At 64.9% G+C, this 17618-nt stretch carries 20 protein-coding genes; 7 read left to right on the top strand and 13 right to left on the bottom strand.

Annotated features, from left to right (window positions below; genetic code table 11):
* The 3 genes from AXZ77_RS17800 to AXZ77_RS17810 all read left to right on the top strand — a co-directional run bounded on the left by AXZ77_RS17800 (position 1) and on the right by AXZ77_RS17810 (position 3369).
* Entirely contained in the window at positions 1 to 1665 is a 1665-nt protein-coding gene (locus AXZ77_RS17800) for an acyl-CoA dehydrogenase family protein (RefSeq protein ID WP_098412162.1), read from the top strand.
* Between the two features lie 144 nt (positions 1666 to 1809).
* Positions 1810 to 2808: an NAD-dependent epimerase/dehydratase family protein gene (locus tag AXZ77_RS17805; protein WP_176536071.1), complete on the top strand. Its 999-nt coding sequence runs from the start codon at positions 1810 to 1812 to the stop codon at positions 2806 to 2808.
* A gap of 57 nt (positions 2809 to 2865) precedes the next feature.
* The gene (locus tag AXZ77_RS17810; RefSeq protein WP_098412164.1) at positions 2866 to 3369 is read left to right on the top strand and encodes a GNAT family N-acetyltransferase; all 504 of its coding nucleotides are present in this window, start codon (positions 2866 to 2868) and stop codon (positions 3367 to 3369) included.
* Positions 3370 to 3547: 178 nt separating this feature from the next.
* Here AXZ77_RS17810 and recO read toward each other — a convergent pair whose 3' ends face one another.
* Positions 3548 to 4273 carry a DNA repair protein RecO gene (gene recO, locus AXZ77_RS17815; protein WP_098412165.1) on the bottom strand — a complete coding sequence of 242 codons (726 nt, stop codon included), beginning with the start codon at positions 4271 to 4273 and terminating at the stop codon, positions 3548 to 3550.
* Between the two features lie 86 nt (positions 4274 to 4359).
* On the opposite strand from recO, the gene AXZ77_RS17820 reads away from it, so the two are divergent.
* On the top strand, positions 4360 to 4983 hold the full coding sequence (locus AXZ77_RS17820) for a Pr6Pr family membrane protein (protein WP_098412166.1): 624 nt from the start codon (positions 4360 to 4362) through the stop codon (positions 4981 to 4983).
* On the opposite strand, the gene AXZ77_RS17825 is transcribed toward AXZ77_RS17820, so the two are convergent.
* From AXZ77_RS17825 to AXZ77_RS17865, 9 genes are all read right to left on the bottom strand, one after another.
* Positions 4973 to 5311: a DUF1491 family protein gene (locus tag AXZ77_RS17825; protein WP_098412167.1), complete on the bottom strand. Its 339-nt coding sequence runs from the start codon at positions 5309 to 5311 to the stop codon at positions 4973 to 4975. The genes AXZ77_RS17820 and AXZ77_RS17825 overlap by 11 nt on opposite strands.
* A complete protein-coding gene (gene era / locus AXZ77_RS17830) occupies positions 5311 to 6216 on the bottom strand; it encodes a GTPase Era (protein WP_098412168.1) in 906 nt (301 codons plus the stop codon). The genes AXZ77_RS17825 and era overlap by 1 nt, the downstream gene beginning before the upstream one ends.
* A gap of 252 nt (positions 6217 to 6468) precedes the next feature.
* Positions 6469 to 7161 carry a ribonuclease III gene (gene rnc / locus AXZ77_RS17835; RefSeq protein ID WP_098412169.1) on the bottom strand — a complete coding sequence of 231 codons (693 nt, stop codon included), beginning with the start codon at positions 7159 to 7161 and terminating at the stop codon, positions 6469 to 6471.
* A complete protein-coding gene (lepB, locus tag AXZ77_RS17840) occupies positions 7158 to 7946 on the bottom strand; it encodes a signal peptidase I (RefSeq protein ID WP_078549435.1) in 789 nt (262 codons plus the stop codon). Before lepB ends, rnc begins: the two co-directional genes overlap by 4 nt.
* 53 nt (positions 7947 to 7999) lie before the next feature.
* A complete protein-coding gene (acpS, locus tag AXZ77_RS17845; protein ID WP_078542544.1) occupies positions 8000 to 8401 on the bottom strand; it encodes a holo-ACP synthase in 402 nt (133 codons plus the stop codon).
* A 6-nt stretch (positions 8402 to 8407) separates the two neighbouring features.
* Complete coding sequence (locus tag AXZ77_RS17850; RefSeq protein ID WP_083077999.1) at positions 8408 to 9151, bottom strand: pyridoxine 5'-phosphate synthase; 744 nt, start codon at positions 9149 to 9151, stop codon at positions 8408 to 8410.
* A 76-nt stretch (positions 9152 to 9227) separates the two neighbouring features.
* Positions 9228 to 9875: an RluA family pseudouridine synthase gene (locus AXZ77_RS17855; RefSeq protein WP_098412170.1), complete on the bottom strand. Its 648-nt coding sequence runs from the start codon at positions 9873 to 9875 to the stop codon at positions 9228 to 9230.
* A 36-nt stretch (positions 9876 to 9911) separates the two neighbouring features.
* Positions 9912 to 10364: a GAF domain-containing protein gene (locus AXZ77_RS17860; RefSeq protein ID WP_098412171.1), complete on the bottom strand. Its 453-nt coding sequence runs from the start codon at positions 10362 to 10364 to the stop codon at positions 9912 to 9914.
* Positions 10361 to 11539 carry an acetyl-CoA C-acyltransferase gene (locus tag AXZ77_RS17865; protein WP_098412172.1) on the bottom strand — a complete coding sequence of 393 codons (1179 nt, stop codon included), beginning with the start codon at positions 11537 to 11539 and terminating at the stop codon, positions 10361 to 10363. The genes AXZ77_RS17860 and AXZ77_RS17865 overlap by 4 nt, the downstream gene beginning before the upstream one ends.
* 87 nt (positions 11540 to 11626) lie before the next feature.
* Between AXZ77_RS17865 and AXZ77_RS17870 the strand changes: the two genes are divergently transcribed.
* Positions 11627 to 11971, top strand: coding sequence for an STAS domain-containing protein (locus AXZ77_RS17870; RefSeq protein WP_098412173.1), 345 nt, complete (start codon positions 11627 to 11629; stop codon positions 11969 to 11971).
* Complete coding sequence (locus AXZ77_RS17875; RefSeq protein WP_098412174.1) at positions 11964 to 12479, top strand: ATP-binding protein; 516 nt, start codon at positions 11964 to 11966, stop codon at positions 12477 to 12479. Before AXZ77_RS17870 ends, AXZ77_RS17875 begins: the two co-directional genes overlap by 8 nt.
* Before the next feature lie 43 nt (positions 12480 to 12522).
* Here AXZ77_RS17875 and hspQ read toward each other — a convergent pair whose 3' ends face one another.
* Entirely contained in the window at positions 12523 to 12849 is a 327-nt protein-coding gene (hspQ, locus tag AXZ77_RS17880) for a heat shock protein HspQ (RefSeq protein WP_078521487.1), read from the bottom strand.
* 190 nt (positions 12850 to 13039) lie between these two features.
* Here hspQ and AXZ77_RS17885 point away from each other — a divergent pair, with 190 nt between their 5' ends.
* On the top strand, positions 13040 to 13618 hold the full coding sequence (locus AXZ77_RS17885) for a lytic transglycosylase (RefSeq protein ID WP_098412175.1): 579 nt from the start codon (positions 13040 to 13042) through the stop codon (positions 13616 to 13618).
* A gap of 4 nt (positions 13619 to 13622) precedes the next feature.
* On the opposite strand, the gene AXZ77_RS17890 is transcribed toward AXZ77_RS17885, so the two are convergent.
* Together AXZ77_RS17890 and AXZ77_RS17895 are read right to left on the bottom strand one after the other, a co-directional pair.
* Positions 13623 to 14219, bottom strand: coding sequence for an outer membrane lipoprotein carrier protein LolA (locus tag AXZ77_RS17890; RefSeq protein ID WP_098412607.1), 597 nt, complete (start codon positions 14217 to 14219; stop codon positions 13623 to 13625).
* 228 nt (positions 14220 to 14447) lie between these two features.
* Positions 14448 to 17615, bottom strand: a complete 3168-nt coding sequence (locus AXZ77_RS17895; protein WP_098412176.1) for a DNA translocase FtsK — start codon at positions 17613 to 17615, stop codon at positions 14448 to 14450.
* Positions 17616 to 17618 lie beyond the last annotated feature (3 nt).

Here is a 17618-nt window from a genome sequence, read left to right on the forward strand (position 1 = left end):
ATGGCACATGACGGGGCCGATATGCCGACGACGATCATTCTGGACGACCTGATGGGCCTTGCGGAAGCGAGCCTGCCCGAACTGGAGACGCTGGTCTCCGACGCGACCGCGAGCCTGCGCGCCGCGACCGAGAAAGACGGCCGCATTTCCGGCGCCGCGCTCGAGGCGAACCAATACCGCGCCCATGGCCTTGCCTGGCTGACCACCTATCAGCAGTCGCTCAAGCAGCTGCACGGCTGGGCCACACGTCTGGCCGAGGAAGGCAAGCTGGGCGAGATGGAGAAGCTGATCGTGCAGATCGGCTTCGGCGAATACCTCGCGCAGATCGCGGGCGGCATCCAGATGAACCAGGGCGAGATGGTGCGCCTGGCCGATATGGACGTCAGCTGGACCCCTTCCGAGGCCGCCGCGAAACTGATCGCGCAAGGCAATTCCAACGCCGCCCGGATGCGTCTGGTCGAGCTGATGCGCGACGTTCAGGGCCGCTCGATCTTCGGGCAGTCGGGTCTCGACGAAGACCTCGAGATGATCCGCGAGCAGTTCTACCGCTACGCCGAAGACCGCGTGAAGCCGAACGCGCATGAATGGCACCTCAAGGACGAGCTGATCCCGATGGAGATCATTGAGGAACTGGCCGAACTGGGCGTTTTCGGCCTGACCATTCCGGAAGAATATGGCGGGCTGGGCCTGTCGAAAGCCTCGATGGTCGTCGTGACCGAGGAACTCTCGCGCGGCTATATCGGCGTGGGCTCGCTCGGCACCCGGTCCGAGATCGCCGCCGAACTGATCATCTGCGGCGGCACCGAAGAGCAGAAGCAGAAATGGCTTCCGGGTCTCTCGACGGGCGAAATCCTGTCGACCGCCGTGTTCACCGAACCCAATACCGGCTCGGATCTGGGCTCGCTTCGTACCCGCGCCGTCAAGGATGGCGACGACTGGCTGGTGACCGGCAACAAGACGTGGATCACCCATGCGCAGCGCACCCATGTGATGACGCTGCTCGCGCGCACCGATCCCGCGACCGACAATTACAAAGGTCTGTCGATGTTCCTGGCCGAGAAGACGCCGGGCACCGATGACAACCCCTTCCCCACCGAGGGCATGACCGGCGGCGAGATCGAAGTGCTCGGCTATCGCGGCATGAAGGAATACGAGCTCGGCTTCGACAATTTCCGCGTGAAGGGCGAGAACCTTCTGGGCGGCGAAGAGGGCAAGGGCTTCAAGCAGCTCATGGAGACGTTCGAATCCGCCCGCATCCAGACTGCCGCCCGCGCCGTTGGCGTGGCGCAATCGGCGCTGGAGATCGGGATGCAATACGCGATCGACCGCAAGCAATTCGGCAAGTCGCTGATCGAATTCCCGCGCGTGTCGTCGAAACTCGCGATGATGGCGGTGGAGACGATGATCGCCCGCCAGCTGACCTATTTCTCGGCCTGGGAAAAGGATCACGGCCATCGCTGCGATCTGGAAGCCGGCATGGCGAAACTGCTGGGTGCGCGGGTGGCGTGGGCTGCGGCCGACAACGCGCTGCAGATCCATGGCGGCAACGGCTTCGCGCTGGAATACCAGATCAGCCGCATCCTCTGCGATGCGCGCATCCTGAACATCTTCGAGGGTGCCGCCGAGATTCAGGCGCAGGTGATCGCGCGCAGACTGCTTGGGTGAGTGCCGCGCCGCGCGTCGCGGCGCCGGAACCAGACTGAAAAATACGGGGCGATGCGGGCAAATCTCGCATCGCCCCGTTCTGATTTGACACCCGCCCAACGCCCCCGCAAGTTGAACGACGAGGTTCAGCACAATGGAGGGCGCATGGCTCGCACAATTCTGGTCACAGGCATCACCGGCTTCATCGCCAAACGCATTGCCTATGACCTTCTGGCGCAGGGCGAGATCGTGCGCGGTACGCTGCGCAAGGCCAGCCGCGGCGAGGAGGTGAAAGCCGCCTTGAGCGACCTTAGCCCCGAAGCGCTGGAGCGGCTGAGCTTCGTCGAGGCGGATCTGATGGCGGATAAGGGCTGGGACGCGGCGATGGCGGGGGTCGATGCCGTGATCCACACCGCCTCCCCCTTCCCGCTCAGCAAGCCCAAGAACGAGGCCGAGGTGATCCAGCCTGCGGTCGAGGGCACCAAGCGGGTGCTGAGCGCTGCGCAGGCCGCCGGTGTGACCCGCGTGATCCAGACCTCCTCGATGGAGGCGGTGATGCATGGCGTAACCTCCGACCCGATCACGGAGGTCGACTGGTCGAACCCGCGCGCGCCGACCTGCAGCCCCTATACGCGCTCGAAGATATTCGCCGAGGAAGCCGCGTGGGAATTCATCGAGGATCATCACGAGATGCGGCTGACCGTGATCAATCCGGGCCTCGTCTGCGGCACGCCGATGGATCGCCATACCGGCTCGTCCGTCGCGGTGATCGAGCGGCTGATGGCGGGCAAGGACCCGATGGCGCCGGAATTCGACATCCCGGTGGTCGATGTGGCCGATGTCTCCGCCTGCCATGTCGCGGCGCTCGACCGGTCCGAGAGCATCGGCCGTCGCTATGTCTGCGCGGAAAGCTTCATGTCCTTCCTCGAGATGGCGCGGGTGCTGAAAGCGGAATTTCCCGACCGCAAGATCCCGACGCGGAAGGCGCCGAACTGGATCGTCTCGATCCTCGCGCTGTTCGACGAGCAGATCGCGCTGATCAAGCCGATGCTCGGGATGAAGATGCACCTGAGCCACGCGGCCGCAACCCGCGATCTTGGGGTGGAGTTCGTGTCCGCCGCCGAGGCCGTGCGCCGCACCGGACATTTCGTCGTGCAGAAATAGCGTTGCGCTCGCCCGGTTTCGCGGCCAAATCTTGCGCGACAGACTGGAGGGGCGCAGATGATCCGCGACGCAAGACCGCAAGACGCAGAGGCGATCACCGAGATTTACAATGACGCGGTGCGCAACACGACCGCGATCTGGAACGAGGTCGAGGTCGGCCCCGAGAACCGCCGCGCCTATATCGCGGATCGGCAGGCGGCGGGTTATCCGGTGCTGGTCTGGGAGGAAGACGGGCGTGCCGTGGGCTATGCGAGCTTCGGCCCGTTCCGCCCCCATGACGGCTATCACCTGAGCGTCGAACATTCCGTATACGTCCACCGCGAGCACCGCGCGGGCGGCAAGGGCGCGAAGCTGATGGAAGCGCTGATCGAACGCGCCAAAGAGGGCGGGTTTCACGTCATGGTCGGCGCGATCGACGCCGCGAATGAGGGCTCGATCCGGCTACACGAGCGGCTGGGCTTCACGCAGGTCGGCTTGATGCCGCAGGTCGGCAAGAAGTTCGGGCGCTGGCTGGATCTGGCGTTGCTGACGCTGTTGCTGGACGATCGCGAGCGGCCTTGAGCCTGAGGTAAGGGACGCGCCCGACCCTTGGGTGGGCGCTGTGCTCCGCCTGTGGCTTGGCGCTTTATCTCGCAAGCCCGCATGCCTCACGTGCCTGCGACGGCATCGCCAATGCGCCCTCCCGGGGGGAGGGTCGGGCGCGGCCCGGGGCTGGTCGCCCCGCGCCAGGCTTTATGAGCTACCGCGCACTCCGCCCCAGCAAATCCACGAACCGCTGCCGCGCCTCGGGCAAGGGCCGATCCCCCAGATCCGGTGCCATCCGCTCGCCAAGGAAGAACCCGGTCAGCCGCAGCCCTTGCACGATCTCGCCAAGGCTCGCGGGCCCCTGCCCTAGCAGGCATAGCGGCAGCGGCAGCAGTCGCGGCGCCCATTCCCCGGCGCCCTGACGGCTCACCGCACGCCCCGAGCGCGGGCTGACATAGGCCAGATCGTCGCGCGATCCGGTCACCGCGCAGGAGGACAGGTCGAGCCCGTAGCCCATCTCCTCCAAAAGTCCCAGCTCCCAGCGCAGATAGGTCGGCACCCAGTCGCCGCCCTCGGCCATCGCGTCGAACAGCGCCTCGGAGGCCAGGAACAGCGCATCATGCGCCTCGCGCTCGGGCAGCGTGAACCGCAGCAAAGCCGTCGCCGCGTTCAGCCCGGCCAGCGCCTGCCGGTCCGACAGGATCACCGCGCGGCTCTGCAAAGGCTCGATCGTGTAACTGCCAAGGTGATCTTCCAGCCGCGCGCGCCACGTCGCCGTGACCCGGTTTCCCGGCTGCAAGATCCCCGTCATCTTCCGCGACGCGCCCCCGCGCACCACGCCCGCGTGACGCCCATGCGCCGAGGTGAACAGCTCGACGATCATCGAGCTTTCGCCATGGGGTCGTGCCGAGAGGATCGTGCCGAGGTCTTGCCAGTCCATGGCTGCGACTATCCTTTCCGTGACGTTGCGGCGCAAGCAGCTTCGTGAGTTGCGCGAGCGACCCGCGCCGCACTAGCGTCATCGCCATGACACGCGCCTCGATCCTTTTCGCCGCCCTGATCGCCCTCGTCGAATTGGCGGCCTTCGGTGCGAGCTTCCTCAACAACATGGCCGAGCATCCCCACGCCACCGTGCCGCTGGGCATCCTGTGGCTGATGTTTCGCTATTTCACGATCTGGACGAATACGCTCGTGGGCCTCGCCTTCGGCTGGATGGCATGGCGCAAACGGGCGCTGGCCAAACCATTCCTCGCGGCGCTGGTGCTGTGGATCCTGATCGTCGGCGTGGTCTATCACCTGCTGCTGGCCGGCGACACGCCGCTGCATGGGCTCGATTACGTCTCGAACCTGCTCTACCACACCGCAGCCCCGATCCTCGTGCCGGTCTGGTGGCTGGCCTTCGCGCCGAAAGGCGGGCTGACGAGCCACCACGCGGTGATCTGGCTCGCCTGGCCACTCGTCTATCTGGTCTATGCTGTGATCCGCGGGCTGGAGACCGGGTTCTACCCGTATTTCTTCCTCAACCTCGACAAGCTCGGATGGGGCGGGCTTGGCCTGTGGTGCGTGAAGTTCCTCGTGGCCTTCTGGATCGGCGGGCTGGTGATCGTGACCTTGGGCCGCGGGCTAAACCGGCTCGGGATCAGCCGCTGAGGCCATCCTCGTCCAGCATCGTGCGCCCGTCGCGGCTCTCGATTTCGATCACCCAAAGGTCGGGGTCGAAACTGCGTTGCTTGCGGATGCTGGCATCGACCTCGGCCTCGGGACCGTCATGCAACAGCATCCACGCGCTCTCTCCGGTCATCAGGTCCGCGCGCCGCTCGTAGCTTTGCGCGGTCCCGTCGAGCCGCGCGCATTTCACCAGAACGGCACCCGAAGACGCCTGCCCATGCGCGGTGACATAGGCCGGGATGTTCGCCAGCTCCAGCCGCTTGAGATAGGCGCGGACCCAGAAATCCGTGGTCAGACGCGCCTCGCTCATCACTTCGAGTCCTTGAAATCGAGACCCATCTCGGAATAGCGCTCGGCCTCTTCCAGCCAGTTCGGGCGCACCTTCACCTGCAGGAACAGATGCACGGGCCGGTCGAGAAACTCGATAAGTTCTTCGCGCGCGGCCTTGGAGATCGCTTTGATCGTCTCGCCGCCCTTGCCGAGGATGATTCCCTTGTGACCGTCGCGCGCGACATAGATGACCTGATCGATCCGCGCAGAGCCGTCCTTGCGCTCTTCCCAGCTCTCGGTCTCGACGGTCAGCTGGTAGGGCAGTTCTTCATGCAGGCGCAGCGTCAGCTTCTCGCGGGTGATCTCCGACGCGATCATGCGCATCGGCAGATCGGCGATCTGGTCTTCGGGATAAAGCCACGGCCCCTCGGGCATCTCGCCTGCCAGCCAGTCCTTGAGATCCTGCACACCATAGCCGCGCTCTGCGGAGATCATGAAGGTCTTGGTGAATTCGAACGCCTCGTTGAGCTTCGCGGTCAGGCCCAGAAGCTCCTCGGATTTCACCTTGTCGATCTTGTTGATCGCAAGCGCGACCGGCTGCGAGCCGTCACGTTCGCGCAGGGCTTCGAGGATGCTCTCGACACCCGGGGTGAGGCCACGATGCGCCTCGACCAGCAGCACGATCATGTCGGCATCGGCCGCCCCGCCCCAAGCCGCGTTGACCATCGCGCGGTCCAGACGACGGCGCGGGCGGAAGATGCCGGGCGTGTCGACGAAGACGATCTGGCTCTGGCCTTCCATCGCGACGCCACGGATGCGGGCGCGGGTGGTCTGCACCTTATGGGTGACGATCGAGACCTTCGCGCCAACCATCGCGTTGAGCAGCGTGGATTTGCCCGCATTGGGCTCTCCGATCAGGGCGACGAAACCGGCGCGTGTGGTCATGGGTGTTCCTTTTTGGCGATACGCGAAGCGATACGGGGCGCGGGGTAGCTTATAACGGCCCGCGTTGCCAGTCATCTTGTCATGTGGCGGAGGGGAGCGGCTGACCGCCGGGTGGGCGTGATACCTTCGTGGTCTGCGCTTAATCGGACAAAATCCGTAAGAGCTATCCGCGCGCGGTGGTGTCGAAAGCGCCCGCCCGGGGGGGCGGTCGGGCGCTGCCCGGGCCGCTTAGCGGCTGATCCGGGCCTTGGCTCAGCCCTCGGCGCCCTCTTCCAGACGTTTCAGCAGCGTCTTCGCCGCCGTCATCTCGCCCTGACGCTTCGATCCGGCCTTCGCCGTTTCGCGCGCGCCGTTTTCCAGACGCACCTCGATGGTGAAATTGGGGGCGTGATCGGGACCGTCGCGATGGATGATCTCGTAGCGCGGCGGCGGCAGACCGCGTGCCTGCGCCCATTCCTGCAGCGCGGTTTTAGGGTCGCGCGCGTCTTCCTCGACACTGTCGAGCCGGTCTTCCCAAAGCCGCAGGATCAGCACCTTCGCCGCGTCGAACCCACCATCGAGATAGACCGCGGCGATCACCGCCTCCATCGCGTCGCCCAGCAGCGCCAGCTTACGCCGCCCGCCGGTCATCATCTCGGACCGGCCCAACTTCAGCACCGCACCGAGGTCGATCTTGCGGGCGATATCGGCGCAGGCTTCCTTGCGCACGAGCGCGTTGAAGCGCGGCGCCATCTGGCCCTCGGAAGCGGCGCGGTCGCCCAGGAACAGCGCTTCGGCCATCACGAGACCCAAAACGCGGTCGCCCAGAAATTCCAGCCGCTGGTTGTCGGGCCGGGTCGGCGTGGAGATCGAACTATGCGTCAGCGCGCGCGCCAGCAGCTCGGGCCGTTTGAACTTATGCCCGAGGCGCTGCTCGAATGCCTTGATCTCCGCGCTTAGCTTCAATTGATCGCCTTGAAGAACCGATCCGGACGCCAGGTCCAGAAGTAGAACAGCGAGCGACCCGCCGAGGAGAACATCACCCGGTCGGCCCGGCCGATCAGGTTCTCTTTCGGGACGAAGCCGAGACCGCCCACCGATTGCGGGAAGCGGCTGTCTTCGGAGTTGTCGCGGTTGTCGCCCATGAAGAAATACATGCCCTCGGGCACGGTGTAGACGGGCGTGTTGTCCACGGGGCCGTCATTGTTGATCTGCAGAATGTCATGCGTGACGCCATTGGGCAGCGTCTCGGCATAGCGTTTCTTGATGCAGGTATCGCCCATGCCCACCGGCGAGTTCGAGCAGCGCGGCAGCAGCCCCTGCGGACCCTGCGGTTGCATGACTTCCTCGAAATCGGGCTCGGGCTTCATCTCGACCGCCTTGCCGTTGATCTGCAGCACGCCGTTGATCATCTGGATCTTGTCGCCCGGCAGGCCGATCAGACGCTTGATGAAATCGACGTTCTTGGTCGGGTGACGGAACACCACGACGTCGCCGCGTTCGGGGTCGCTGGCCAGCAGGCGCCCGTCGAAGGGGCAGGCCGAGAACGGGCAGGAGTAACGCGAATAGCCATAGGCCATCTTGTTCACGAAGAGGAAGTCGCCGATCAGCAGCGTGTCCTTCATCGAGCCGGAGGGAATCCAGAAGGGCTGGAAGAACAGCGTGCGGAACACCCCCGCGATCACCAGTGCCCAGACAATCGTCTTGATCGTGTCGAGGATACCGCCCTCGGCCTTGTTCTTCGCCATTATCTCTTACCCTGCCTCAAAATTCCTTGGCCTCAATACGCGGCCTCGCGCCCAAGTCAAGAAAGCTTGCGGGCCTCGATCACGACGAAGGCCTGCGCCCAGGGGTGGTCATCGGTCAGCGTCACATGGATGACGGCCTCGTAACCCTCTGGTGTCATTTCCTTAAGCCGGTCCGCCGCCCAGCCCGTGACCTGCATCACCGGCTGTCCCGTTGGCAGATTCGTGACCGCCATATCCTTCCATGCGATGCCCATGCGCAACCCGGTCCCAAGCGCTTTGGAACAGGCTTCCTTCGCCGCCCAGCGCTTGGCATAGGTGCCCGCCACATCCTTGCGGCGCTCGGCCTTGCGCTGCTCGGTCTCGGTGAAGACGCGATTGCGGAAGCGGTCGCCGAAGCGCTCGAGCGTGCGCTCGATCCGCTCGATATTCGCGAGATCGGTGCCGATGCCGAGGATCATGCCGCCTCAGCCCCGCGCCGCATCCATCAGCTTGCGCATATGCACGATCGCGGGACCGAGCCCCACGAAGATCGCCTCGGAGATCAGGAAATGGCCGATGTTCAACTCGCGGATCTGCTTCATCTCTGCGATCGGCTCGACCGTCTCATAGGTCAGACCGTGGCCCGCATGAACCTCCAGCCCGAGACTGTCGGCATAGGCAGCGCCCGCTTTCAGCGCCTCCAGCTCGGCATCGCGGGCGGCGAAATCGCCCGCGTAATGCATGTCGCAGAAATGGCCGGTATGCAGCTCGATCACCTGCGCGCCGATCTTGGCGGAGGCTTCGATCTGCGCCGGGTCATGACCAATGAACATCGACACGCGGATGCCCGCCTCGACGAGCGGCCCCACGTAATCGGTCAACCGCGACAGATCGCCCGCGACGTCGAGACCGCCTTCGGTCGTCACCTCTTCGCGCTTTTCCGGCACGATGCAGCACGCATGGGGCAGATGGCGCAGCGCGATCTCCTGCATCTCGGGCGTCGCGGCCATCTCGAAATTCAGCGGGATGTCGATGCCGCTGCGCAGCGCGTCGATATCCGCGTCGCGGATATGACGGCGGTCTTCGCGCAGATGCGCGGTGATCCCGTCGGCCCCGGCCTGCTCGGCCAGACGCGCGGCGCGCAGCGGGTCGGGATAGGCCGAGCCGCGGGCATTCCGCACGGTGGCCACGTGATCGATATTCACACCAAGGCGCAAAGGTTTGGGCATCGGGCTCTCCGCAATAAGTCTCGCAGGAGTATGCCTGCGCGCGCAGGCGGGGAAAAGACCTGCGATTGTATCGGTTTCAGAACGGGACCGGCGCGGTGAAGGTCATATGCATCCCGCCATCGGGATGCCGAAAGCGCAGGGTCTCGGCATGGAGCATCAGACGCTCGAACGCCTGCGCCGGGCCTTCGGCATAAAGCGGATCGCCGAGGATCGGATGGCCAAGCTCCGCCATATGCACCCGCAGCTGGTGGCTGCGCCCGGTGATCGGCATCAGCCGCACCCGCGTCGTGCCGTCCTCATGGCGCATCACCCGCCAGTCGGTCTGGGCGGGGCGGCCGTTCTCGTGATCGACATGTTGGCGCGGGCGGTTCGGCCAATCGACACAAAGCGGCAGATCGACCCGGCCTTCCTTCTCGGCCAGCTCGCCCCAGAGCCGCGCCTGATAGGCTTTCTTCGTCTGGCGCTTCTCGAATTGCAGGCCGAGATGGCGCTGCGCATGGGGCGTCAGAGCGAAGACCATCACGCCCGAAGTATCGGTATCGAGCCGGTGCACCAGCAGCACCTCGGGGTAAATCCCCCGCAGCCGCGCAATCAGGCAGTCGGCCTTGTCCGGCCCCTTGCCGGGCACCGAGAGCAGTCCCGCCTGTTTGTCGACCACGAGGATTTCGTGATCGGCATGAAGGATGCGCGGGGTCTCCTGCGGCGGGTCATAGACGTAACTCATGCGCGGGGGATGCACCGCCCCCGCGCGGCGGTCAAGTCAGAGCGCGCCGAACACGTCTTTCAGGATCGCTTCCAGCGCCGCGGCATCCGCTTCGGTGAAGGCGTCGGGCTGATCGCTGTCGATGTCGAGCACCGCGATGAGGCCCCGCTGCGCATAGACCGGGATCACCAGTTCCGAGCGGGTGGAGCTGGCGCAGGCGATATGGCCGGGGAAGGCCTCGACGTCGGGCACCAGCTGGGTGCGCCCCTCGCGGGCAGCCGCCCCGCAGACCCCGCGCGAAAACGGGATCACGAGACAGCCATGCCCACCCTGATAGGGGCCGATCTTCAGCAGTTCCGGTTCGGTGACCCGGTAGAACCCGGTCCAGTCGAAGCGGTCATCCGCATGATGGATTTCGCAGGCCAGCGTCGCCATCAGCGCAACCTCGTCGGTCTCGCCTTCGGTCAGCGCGGCGATGCGTTTCGCCAGATCGTCGTAATCCACGCTCATACCCGTTCGATCGCGATGGCCGTGCCCTCGCCCCCACCGATACAGATCGCCGCCACGCCGCGCTTGAGATCGGCCTTTTCCAGCGCGTTGAGCAGCGTCACGATGATCCGCGCACCCGACGCCCCGATCGGATGGCCAAGCGCGCAGGCGCCGCCATTCACGTTCACCTTGTCATGCGAGATGCCCAGCTTGTGCATGAAGGCCATCGGCACGACCGCGAAGGCCTCGTTGACCTCCCACAGATCGACGTCATCGACCGTCCAGCCGAGCTTCTTCAGGAGTTTCTCCGCCGCCGGCACCGGCGCCGTCGGGAAATCGGCCGGCGCCTGCGCATGGCTCGCATGGCCCAGAATGCGGGCGCGGATCGGCAGCCCCTCGGCCGTCGCCGCAGCCTCCGAGGCCAGCACCAGCGCCGCCGCTCCGTCCGAGATCGAGGACGAATTCGCCGCCGTCACCGTGCCGTCCTTGCGGAAGGCGGGTTTGAGATGCGGGATCTTGTCGGGGCGCGCATTGCCCGGTTGCTCGTCGATGGAAACCACCGTCTCGCCCTTGCGGGTCTTCACCGTCACCGGCGCGATCTCATCGGCGAAGGCCCCGGATTTCTCCGCCGCAACGGCGCGGTTCAGCGAGGCCACCGCGTAATCGTCCTGCGCCTCACGGGTGAATTGGAACGCCTGCGCGCAATCCTCGGCAAAGGTGCCCATCAGACGCCCCTTGTCATAGGCGTCCTCGAGCCCGTCGAGGAACATGTGATCGAGCGCCTGAGCATGGCCCAACCGCGCCCCTGCGCGCATCTTCGGCAGCATGTAGGGCGCGTTGGTCATGCTCTCCATGCCGCCCGCGACCATCACCCCGGTCTGGCCGAGCGCGATCTGGTCATAGGCCACCATCGCCGCTTTCATGCCCGAGCCGCACATCTTGTTCAGCGTCGTCGCGGGCACCTCTTCGCCAAGACCCGCAGCGAAGCCTGCCTGTCGCGCGGGCGCCTGCCCCTGACCTGCGGGCAGCACGCAGCCCATCAGCACTTCCTCGATCCGCGCAGGCGCGACGCCCGCTCCGTCCATCGCCGCCTTGATGGCGGTCCCGCCCAGTTCCGACGCAGGCACAGCTGCAAAGACGCCCTGCATTCCGCCCATCGGCGTGCGCGAGGCTCCGACGATCACCACGTTTTCCATGATACCCTCCAAAATTCTGTCCCACGGATACCGAATGGTAAGCATTGCCGTCTAGCCTTCCCGTCAGATCAACCGTGGGAGTCGGACATGAACCTCACTGCCGAAGCGCTGGAAGGCGCGCTCGTCGTCCATCTGGCCGAGGCGCGGCTGGACGCTGCCATCGCGATCCGGTTCAAGGAAAGAATGCGCGATGTGACCGTGCAACCGGCGGCGCGGGTGCTGCTGGACCTCTCGAAGGTGGAATTTCTCGACAGTTCCGGGCTGGGCGCGGTGGTGGCGGTGATGAAATCGCTCGCGCCAAACCGGCAGCTCGAGCTTTGCGGGCTGACGCCGAATGTCGCGAAGGTTTTTCGCCTGACCCGCATGGATTCGGTGCTGCCAATCCACGCCGACATCGAAGCCGCGCTGGGGGAGGGCCGGAAATATGCGTGAGCGTGTGAGACCGAAATCGCCCCCCAGCACCGCGCGCCCAAGCCCGCACCCGCAGCAGACGGAAGTGCGGGTCTTCAACCTCAGCTTCGCGGCGACACCGATCGCGGTGCGCGACGCGCTGCGGGCCGCCGTGGCGCGTTTCATCCGTCTGATGACCGAGGAAGAGGCTGGGACGCTCGAATTGATTCTCGCGGAAATCCTCAACAACATCGTCGAGCATGGCTACGGCGATAGCGGCAAAGGCACGATCTCTCTCTCCATCGCGCGCGACGGTAAGGGGCTCACCTGCTCGGTCAGCGACGATGGGGTCGCGCTGCCCCCGGCCTGCCTCGATCTGGAAGACCGCGACCCGGAGCGGCCCGACCCCACCAGCCTGCCCGAAGGTGGTTTCGGCTGGTTCCTGATCCGCGATCTTGCGACCGATCTGGGCTATCACCGCGAGGAAGGGCGCAATCTGCTCGCCTTCCGCATGCCGCTAGACCCGATCGAGATGCGACAGGCGGGATAAGCCCCCTGCCCGACCCGCGGCTTTGCACCATGGGCGGCGCGGTTCAGTTCAGTTGGAATTGCAGCCGGTAGGAGCCATTGCCGAATTCGCCGAAGAGATCCTCGAGATCGGGATGGCTCACCGGTTCGCCGGAGAAATCCGCAACGAGGTTCTGCTCGGACACATAGGCCACGTAATAGCTCTCGTCGTTCTCTGCGAGCAGGTGGTAATAGGGCTGATCCTTGGACGGGCGCGACTCCTCGGGAATCGCGTCATACCACTCCTGCGAGTTGGAGAAGATCGCATCGACATCGAACACCACCCCGCGGAACGGGTGGTTGCGATGCCGCACCACTTGGCCGATGTGATATTTCGCGTGCGTGGTATGCATATCTATCCTCATACCTTAATTCTAAATCGTGAAACCGCTCAGGTCCACGTTTTCGCCTCATTTCCGCCGGAAACAGATTGTCCGATTCGTCGCGACAGTCCGCTGACCCTGTGCGTTTCCCGGTTTTCGAACGGGCCAATTACGCATAGACTTGCAAAAAACAAGGCCGTCAGAGCAAAGAAGAGCAGCTATGAAGAAATACCTCGCCCTCGGCGTAGTGCTTGCGGTGGCCGCCTGCGGAGGCGGACCGTCCAAGCCCCCGCGCAATCTTGATGACGCCTGCGCGATCATCAAAGAACGCCCGCAATATTTCAACGCCATGCGCCGGACGGAGGCCCGCTGGGGCGTGCCGGTCGCCGTGCAGATGGCCACGATCCACCAGGAAAGCAAGTTCGACGGCAATGCGAAGACGCCGCAGCGCTTCGCGCTCGGGATCATCCCGCTGGGCCGTCAAAGTTCCGCCTATGGCTACAGCCAAGCGCTGGATGGCACCTGGGACGAGTATCGCGAAGACACCCATCGCTTCGGCGCAAGGCGCAACCGCATCGCCGACGCGACCGACTTCATGGGCTGGTACATGGACGGCACGCAGAAGCAGCTCGGCATTTCCAAGGCCGACGCGCGCAACCAGTATCTGGCCTATCACGAAGGGCGCGGCGGCTATTCGCGCGGGTCACACCGGTCGAAATCCTGGCTTCTCGCCGTCGCCAACCGTGTCGCATCCCGCGCGCAGATGTATCAGATTCAGCTGCAATCCTGTCGGCGCTGAGCAATCAGCGCCGCTGGGCCAGTGCCTGATCGATGGAGAACATCGACGTGGCGAAGTTGCCGCCCTTCTGCAGGTTGTTCAGGATCGTCGTGGTCTTCTCGCCCGACTGGTTGGTGATCACCCACTGGCGCAGCTCGACCGGCCCGTCGGTAAAGATCAGCTGAATATTCCCGTATTCGGGATGCTCCGGGTCCTGCGCAGTGACGATCGTCTTCGGCCCATCCGTCGTGTAGCCCACGACCATGCCGTTGCGATTCAGGTCGATATTCCGCCCCAGGATCAGGTTCAGCGGCGTCTTCACCAGCGGATATTGCTCCGGCGGCTGGTTCGATTTGGGATCGAACACCGCAACCCGGTTGGCCGAGGCCAGCACCAGCGTCTTGTCGTTATTGTATTGGAAGCGCGCCCGGCCGGGGCGCTTGATGAACAGCTTGCCGGTCGAGATCGACCCGTCCGAATTGACCTGCGTGAAATCCGCCGAGGCGGAGGACAGCGCGTTCAGATAGGCCGAGATTTCATTCAGCGACACTTTCCCGGCCGAGGCCGGAAGGGCGAGCGCCAGCGTGAAGATCGCGGCGAGCAGGATGCGGATCTGTTTCATGACCATAGATTTAGGCACTCCTTGCGAAAGCGGAAGTCCCGCCGTAACGCGCCAGTCGCGCTGCGGGTCCGTCTTGAGCGCATTTGCGCCTAACAGGGGATGTCATTCAATAACAGCGCCTACGTATCGGATGACGTCCGGCAGCATTTGGGGCGGACACGGCGCCCGTTGAAATGCAAAACGCCCCGAGGTCTCCCCCGGGGCGCGTCGCATAGCTCAGTGACCGCTTTATTGCTGTTCGGGCACGAGGATTTCGCGCTTGCCGACATGGTTGGCCGAGGACACGATGCCCTGATCTTCCATCTGCTCCACGAGGCGCGCGGCCTTGTTATAGCCGATGCCCAGCTTGCGCTGGATATAGGAGGTCGAGCATTTGCGATCCTTTATCACGATGCCCACCGCCTGATCGTAGAGCGCATCCTCGCCGCCGGTATTGCCGCCAGTGTTGAGGCCGAGCACCGCGTCGATATCGCTCGCCGTGTCGTCGTCGGGGCCTTCGACCACGCCCGACATGTATTCCGGCGGACCGAAGCTCTTGAGGTGGTTAACGATTTCCTCGACTTCCTCGTCGGAGACGAACGGCCCGTGGCAACGGGTGATCTTGCCGCCGCCTGCCATGTAAAGCATGTCGCCCATGCCCAGAAGCTGCTCGGCGCCCTGCTCGCCCAGAATGGTGCGGCTGTCGATCTTCGACGTAACCTGGAAGGAGATCCGGGTCGGGAAGTTCGCCTTGATCGTGCCGGTGATGACATCGACCGAGGGGCGCTGCGTGGCCATGATCAGGTGGATGCCCGAGGCCCGCGCCATCTGCGCCAGACGCTGGATACAGGCCTCGATCTCCTTGCCGGCGACCATCATCAGGTCGGCCATCTCGTCGACGATGACGACGATATAGGGGAAGGGCTCGGGCTGGAATTCGTCCGTCTCGAAGATCGGCTCGCCGGTCTCCTCGTCGAAGCCGGTCTGCACGGTGCGCTTGAACATCTCGCCTTTCTCAAGGCTTTCCTTCACGCGGCCGTTGTAGCCCTCGATGTTGCGCACGCCCATCTTGGACATCTTGCGATAGCGCTCTTCCATCTCCGAGACGACCCATTTCAGCGCAACGACCGCCTTCTTCGGATCGGTCACAACCGGCGACAGCAGATGCGGGATGCCGTCATAGACGGAGAGTTCGAGCATCTTCGGGTCGATCATGATCAGGCGGCACTCTTCCGGCGTCAGACGGTAGAGCAGCGACAGGATCATCGTGTTGATCGCCACCGACTTACCCGAGCCGGTCGTCCCCGCGATCAGCAGGTGGGGCATCTTGGCGAGGTTGGTCACGATCGGCTCGCCGCCGATGGTCTTGCCCAGAGCCAGCGGCAGCTTGATGTTCTTGTCGTCGAAATCGCGCGCCGAGAGGATCTCGCGCAGCACGACCTTCTCGCGGTGGTCGTTCGGCAGTTCGATCCCGATCACCGAGCGGCCCGGCACGGTCGAGACACGTGCCGACAGCGCCGACATCGAGCGGGCGATATCGTCGGCCAGACCGATCACGCGGCTGGCTTTCAGACCCGGCGCGGGCTCGAGTTCGTACATCGTGACGACGGGACCGGGGCGAACCGAGACGATCTCACCCTTCACGCCGTAATCGTCGAGCACGGTTTCGAGCATCCGCGCGTTCTCTTCCAGCGCCTCATCCGAGAGCTGGTGGCGCTGGATCGTCGTGGGGTTGGTCAGAAGCGACAGCGGCGGCATCTCGAAGGGCGCGGTTTTCGGCTTCTCGAAGGCCATCTTCGGCTGCGCCTCTTCGATCGCGCGACGCGAGGGGGCGGCGGGTTTCGCCGCAGGCTGCACGACGCGCTTCGGCTCGGGCTGCTTGATCACCTGACGGTCGAGACCGCGCGCGGAGGCCGGGATTTCCGGCACCACGTCTTCCTCGATCCATTGCGCAGCGCCCGTCTCGTCGAAAGAGTGCGGCTCGCCGGCGTAGAAATGCTCGGTGCGCATGTCGCGGGGATCGGCCTCGAAGCCTTCGTAATCCGGGTGGGTCCAGTCGCGGCTGTCGTCGCCCGCATAACCATAGTCCTGCGCAACCTGCTCCGCCGCCGTCATATGCGGCTCGTCGGCACCGGCATAGGCCATTTCGGGTGCATGCTCGGGGGCGGCAGCCGCAGGCGCGCCAAAGCCCGGCATGAAGCGCGGCTTGGCCTTGAGCGGCGGTTCGGCGCGCAGTTGCGGCTCGGCCCGCAGCGGCGGTTCCTGATGCACGACCTGCGGCTGACGCGGCGCGCGTGCGAGGCGCTTGGCGACGGCGGCCAGCACCGAGGCCGAGGGACGCGGCGCCTCCGGCTCGGGGTCGGCGAAGGTCTCGGGCATGTCGTGATGCAGCGGGGCTTCGGGTTCGGGCGCGTAATCGGCCACGATCGGCGCCGCCTTGCGGTTCTGCACCGCCTGGCTGATCCGGGCGCGAATGCGATCCTCGGACGGCGCTGCGGGCTGCGGCTGGTCGTCCCAATAGGGCTCGGTCTCGAACAGTTCGGGCGAGGCATCATAGGGATCGTAATCGGGTTCCACCGGACGACGGATACGCGACAGGAAGGACGGGCGTGCCGCCGGGGCCGCTTCGACCTCGGGCGCCCAGTCATGCGCGGCATAGGCCTGCTGCTCTTCCCAAGCCGCCAGCTCTGCGGCGCGTTCGGCTGCTTCCGCGCGACGCTGACGCGCCCGCTCTGCGGCCGAGCGAGCCCCCGTGACCGAGGCCGACGCCCCGCGGCCCAGAAGGTTCATCGCGCCGACATAGATCGCGACCGTGCCCAGCCACATGAAGCGCGTGATCGCTTGCAGCTCAGGCTTGGTGAAGCCGAGAACGAAGGTCGCCATGGCCAGCGTCGCAGCAGCAAGGACCAGCGACAGAAGCTTCAGCCCGACCACGCCCGAGATCGGAACGATCCCCAGCATCGCGCCCGCAATCATGTCGCCGAAATGGCCACCGAGGCCGAAGGCCTGACCCCATTGATCGCCCGGCACCAGAAGCGCTGCGTAAACGGCGGCGACGGCCACGGCGATCGGGAAGAAGATCATCCGCGACACGAGGCGCTCTTCGCCGCGATGGGTGATCATGCGCAGGCCCCAGGCCACCAGCGCCGCGGGCAGCAGCCACGCGCCGTGCCCGACGATCACGAAGAGCGGCGAGGCGATCCCGGCACCGATCCGGCCCAGCCAGTTCTGCACCGGCTCATCCGAGGCTGCCATCCAGCTTGGATCTTCGGGGTGATAGGAGAAAAGCATCATCGCGGCGAGCAGGCCGAAGACGACCAGCAGCCCCCCCACCAATTCCTTGCCACGCCGTTCCAGAACGGCTTGCGTGTCCTGATCGAAAAGCGGATCGCGCTGTCGAACCTGATAAGATGCCATAAC

This window comes from Thioclava sp. ES.031, assembly GCF_002563775.1.
Lineage (GTDB): Bacteria > Pseudomonadota > Alphaproteobacteria > Rhodobacterales > Rhodobacteraceae > Thioclava.

Bases quoted from the DNA above. Each gene is read 5' to 3' on its own strand.
- AXZ77_RS17800 (WP_098412162.1), top strand. From the start codon at position 1: ATGGCACATGACGGGGCCGATATGCCGACGACGATCATTCTGGACGAC.
- AXZ77_RS17805 (WP_176536071.1), top strand. From the start codon at position 1,810: ATGGCTCGCACAATTCTGGTCACAGGCATCACCGGCTTCATCGCCAAA.
- AXZ77_RS17810 (WP_098412164.1), top strand. From the start codon at position 2,866: ATGATCCGCGACGCAAGACCGCAAGACGCAGAGGCGATCACCGAGATT.
- recO (WP_098412165.1), bottom strand. From the start codon at position 4,273: ATGGACTGGCAAGACCTCGGCACGATCCTCTCGGCACGACCCCATGGC.
- AXZ77_RS17820 (WP_098412166.1), top strand. From the start codon at position 4,360: ATGACACGCGCCTCGATCCTTTTCGCCGCCCTGATCGCCCTCGTCGAA.
- AXZ77_RS17825 (WP_098412167.1), bottom strand. From the start codon at position 5,311: ATGAGCGAGGCGCGTCTGACCACGGATTTCTGGGTCCGCGCCTATCTC.
- era (WP_098412168.1), bottom strand. From the start codon at position 6,216: ATGACCACACGCGCCGGTTTCGTCGCCCTGATCGGAGAGCCCAATGCG.
- acpS (WP_078542544.1), bottom strand. From the start codon at position 8,401: ATGATCCTCGGCATCGGCACCGATCTCGCGAATATCGAGCGGATCGAG.
- AXZ77_RS17850 (WP_083077999.1), bottom strand. From the start codon at position 9,151: ATGCCCAAACCTTTGCGCCTTGGTGTGAATATCGATCACGTGGCCACC.
- AXZ77_RS17855 (WP_098412170.1), bottom strand. From the start codon at position 9,875: ATGAGTTACGTCTATGACCCGCCGCAGGAGACCCCGCGCATCCTTCAT.
- AXZ77_RS17860 (WP_098412171.1), bottom strand. From the start codon at position 10,364: ATGAGCGTGGATTACGACGATCTGGCGAAACGCATCGCCGCGCTGACC.
- AXZ77_RS17865 (WP_098412172.1), bottom strand. From the start codon at position 11,539: ATGGAAAACGTGGTGATCGTCGGAGCCTCGCGCACGCCGATGGGCGGA.
- AXZ77_RS17870 (WP_098412173.1), top strand. From the start codon at position 11,627: ATGAACCTCACTGCCGAAGCGCTGGAAGGCGCGCTCGTCGTCCATCTG.
- AXZ77_RS17875 (WP_098412174.1), top strand. From the start codon at position 11,964: ATGCGTGAGCGTGTGAGACCGAAATCGCCCCCCAGCACCGCGCGCCCA.
- hspQ (WP_078521487.1), bottom strand. From the start codon at position 12,849: ATGCATACCACGCACGCGAAATATCACATCGGCCAAGTGGTGCGGCAT.
- AXZ77_RS17885 (WP_098412175.1), top strand. From the start codon at position 13,040: ATGAAGAAATACCTCGCCCTCGGCGTAGTGCTTGCGGTGGCCGCCTGC.
- AXZ77_RS17890 (WP_098412607.1), bottom strand. From the start codon at position 14,219: ATGAAACAGATCCGCATCCTGCTCGCCGCGATCTTCACGCTGGCGCTC.
- AXZ77_RS17895 (WP_098412176.1), bottom strand. From the start codon at position 17,615: ATGGCATCTTATCAGGTTCGACAGCGCGATCCGCTTTTCGATCAGGAC.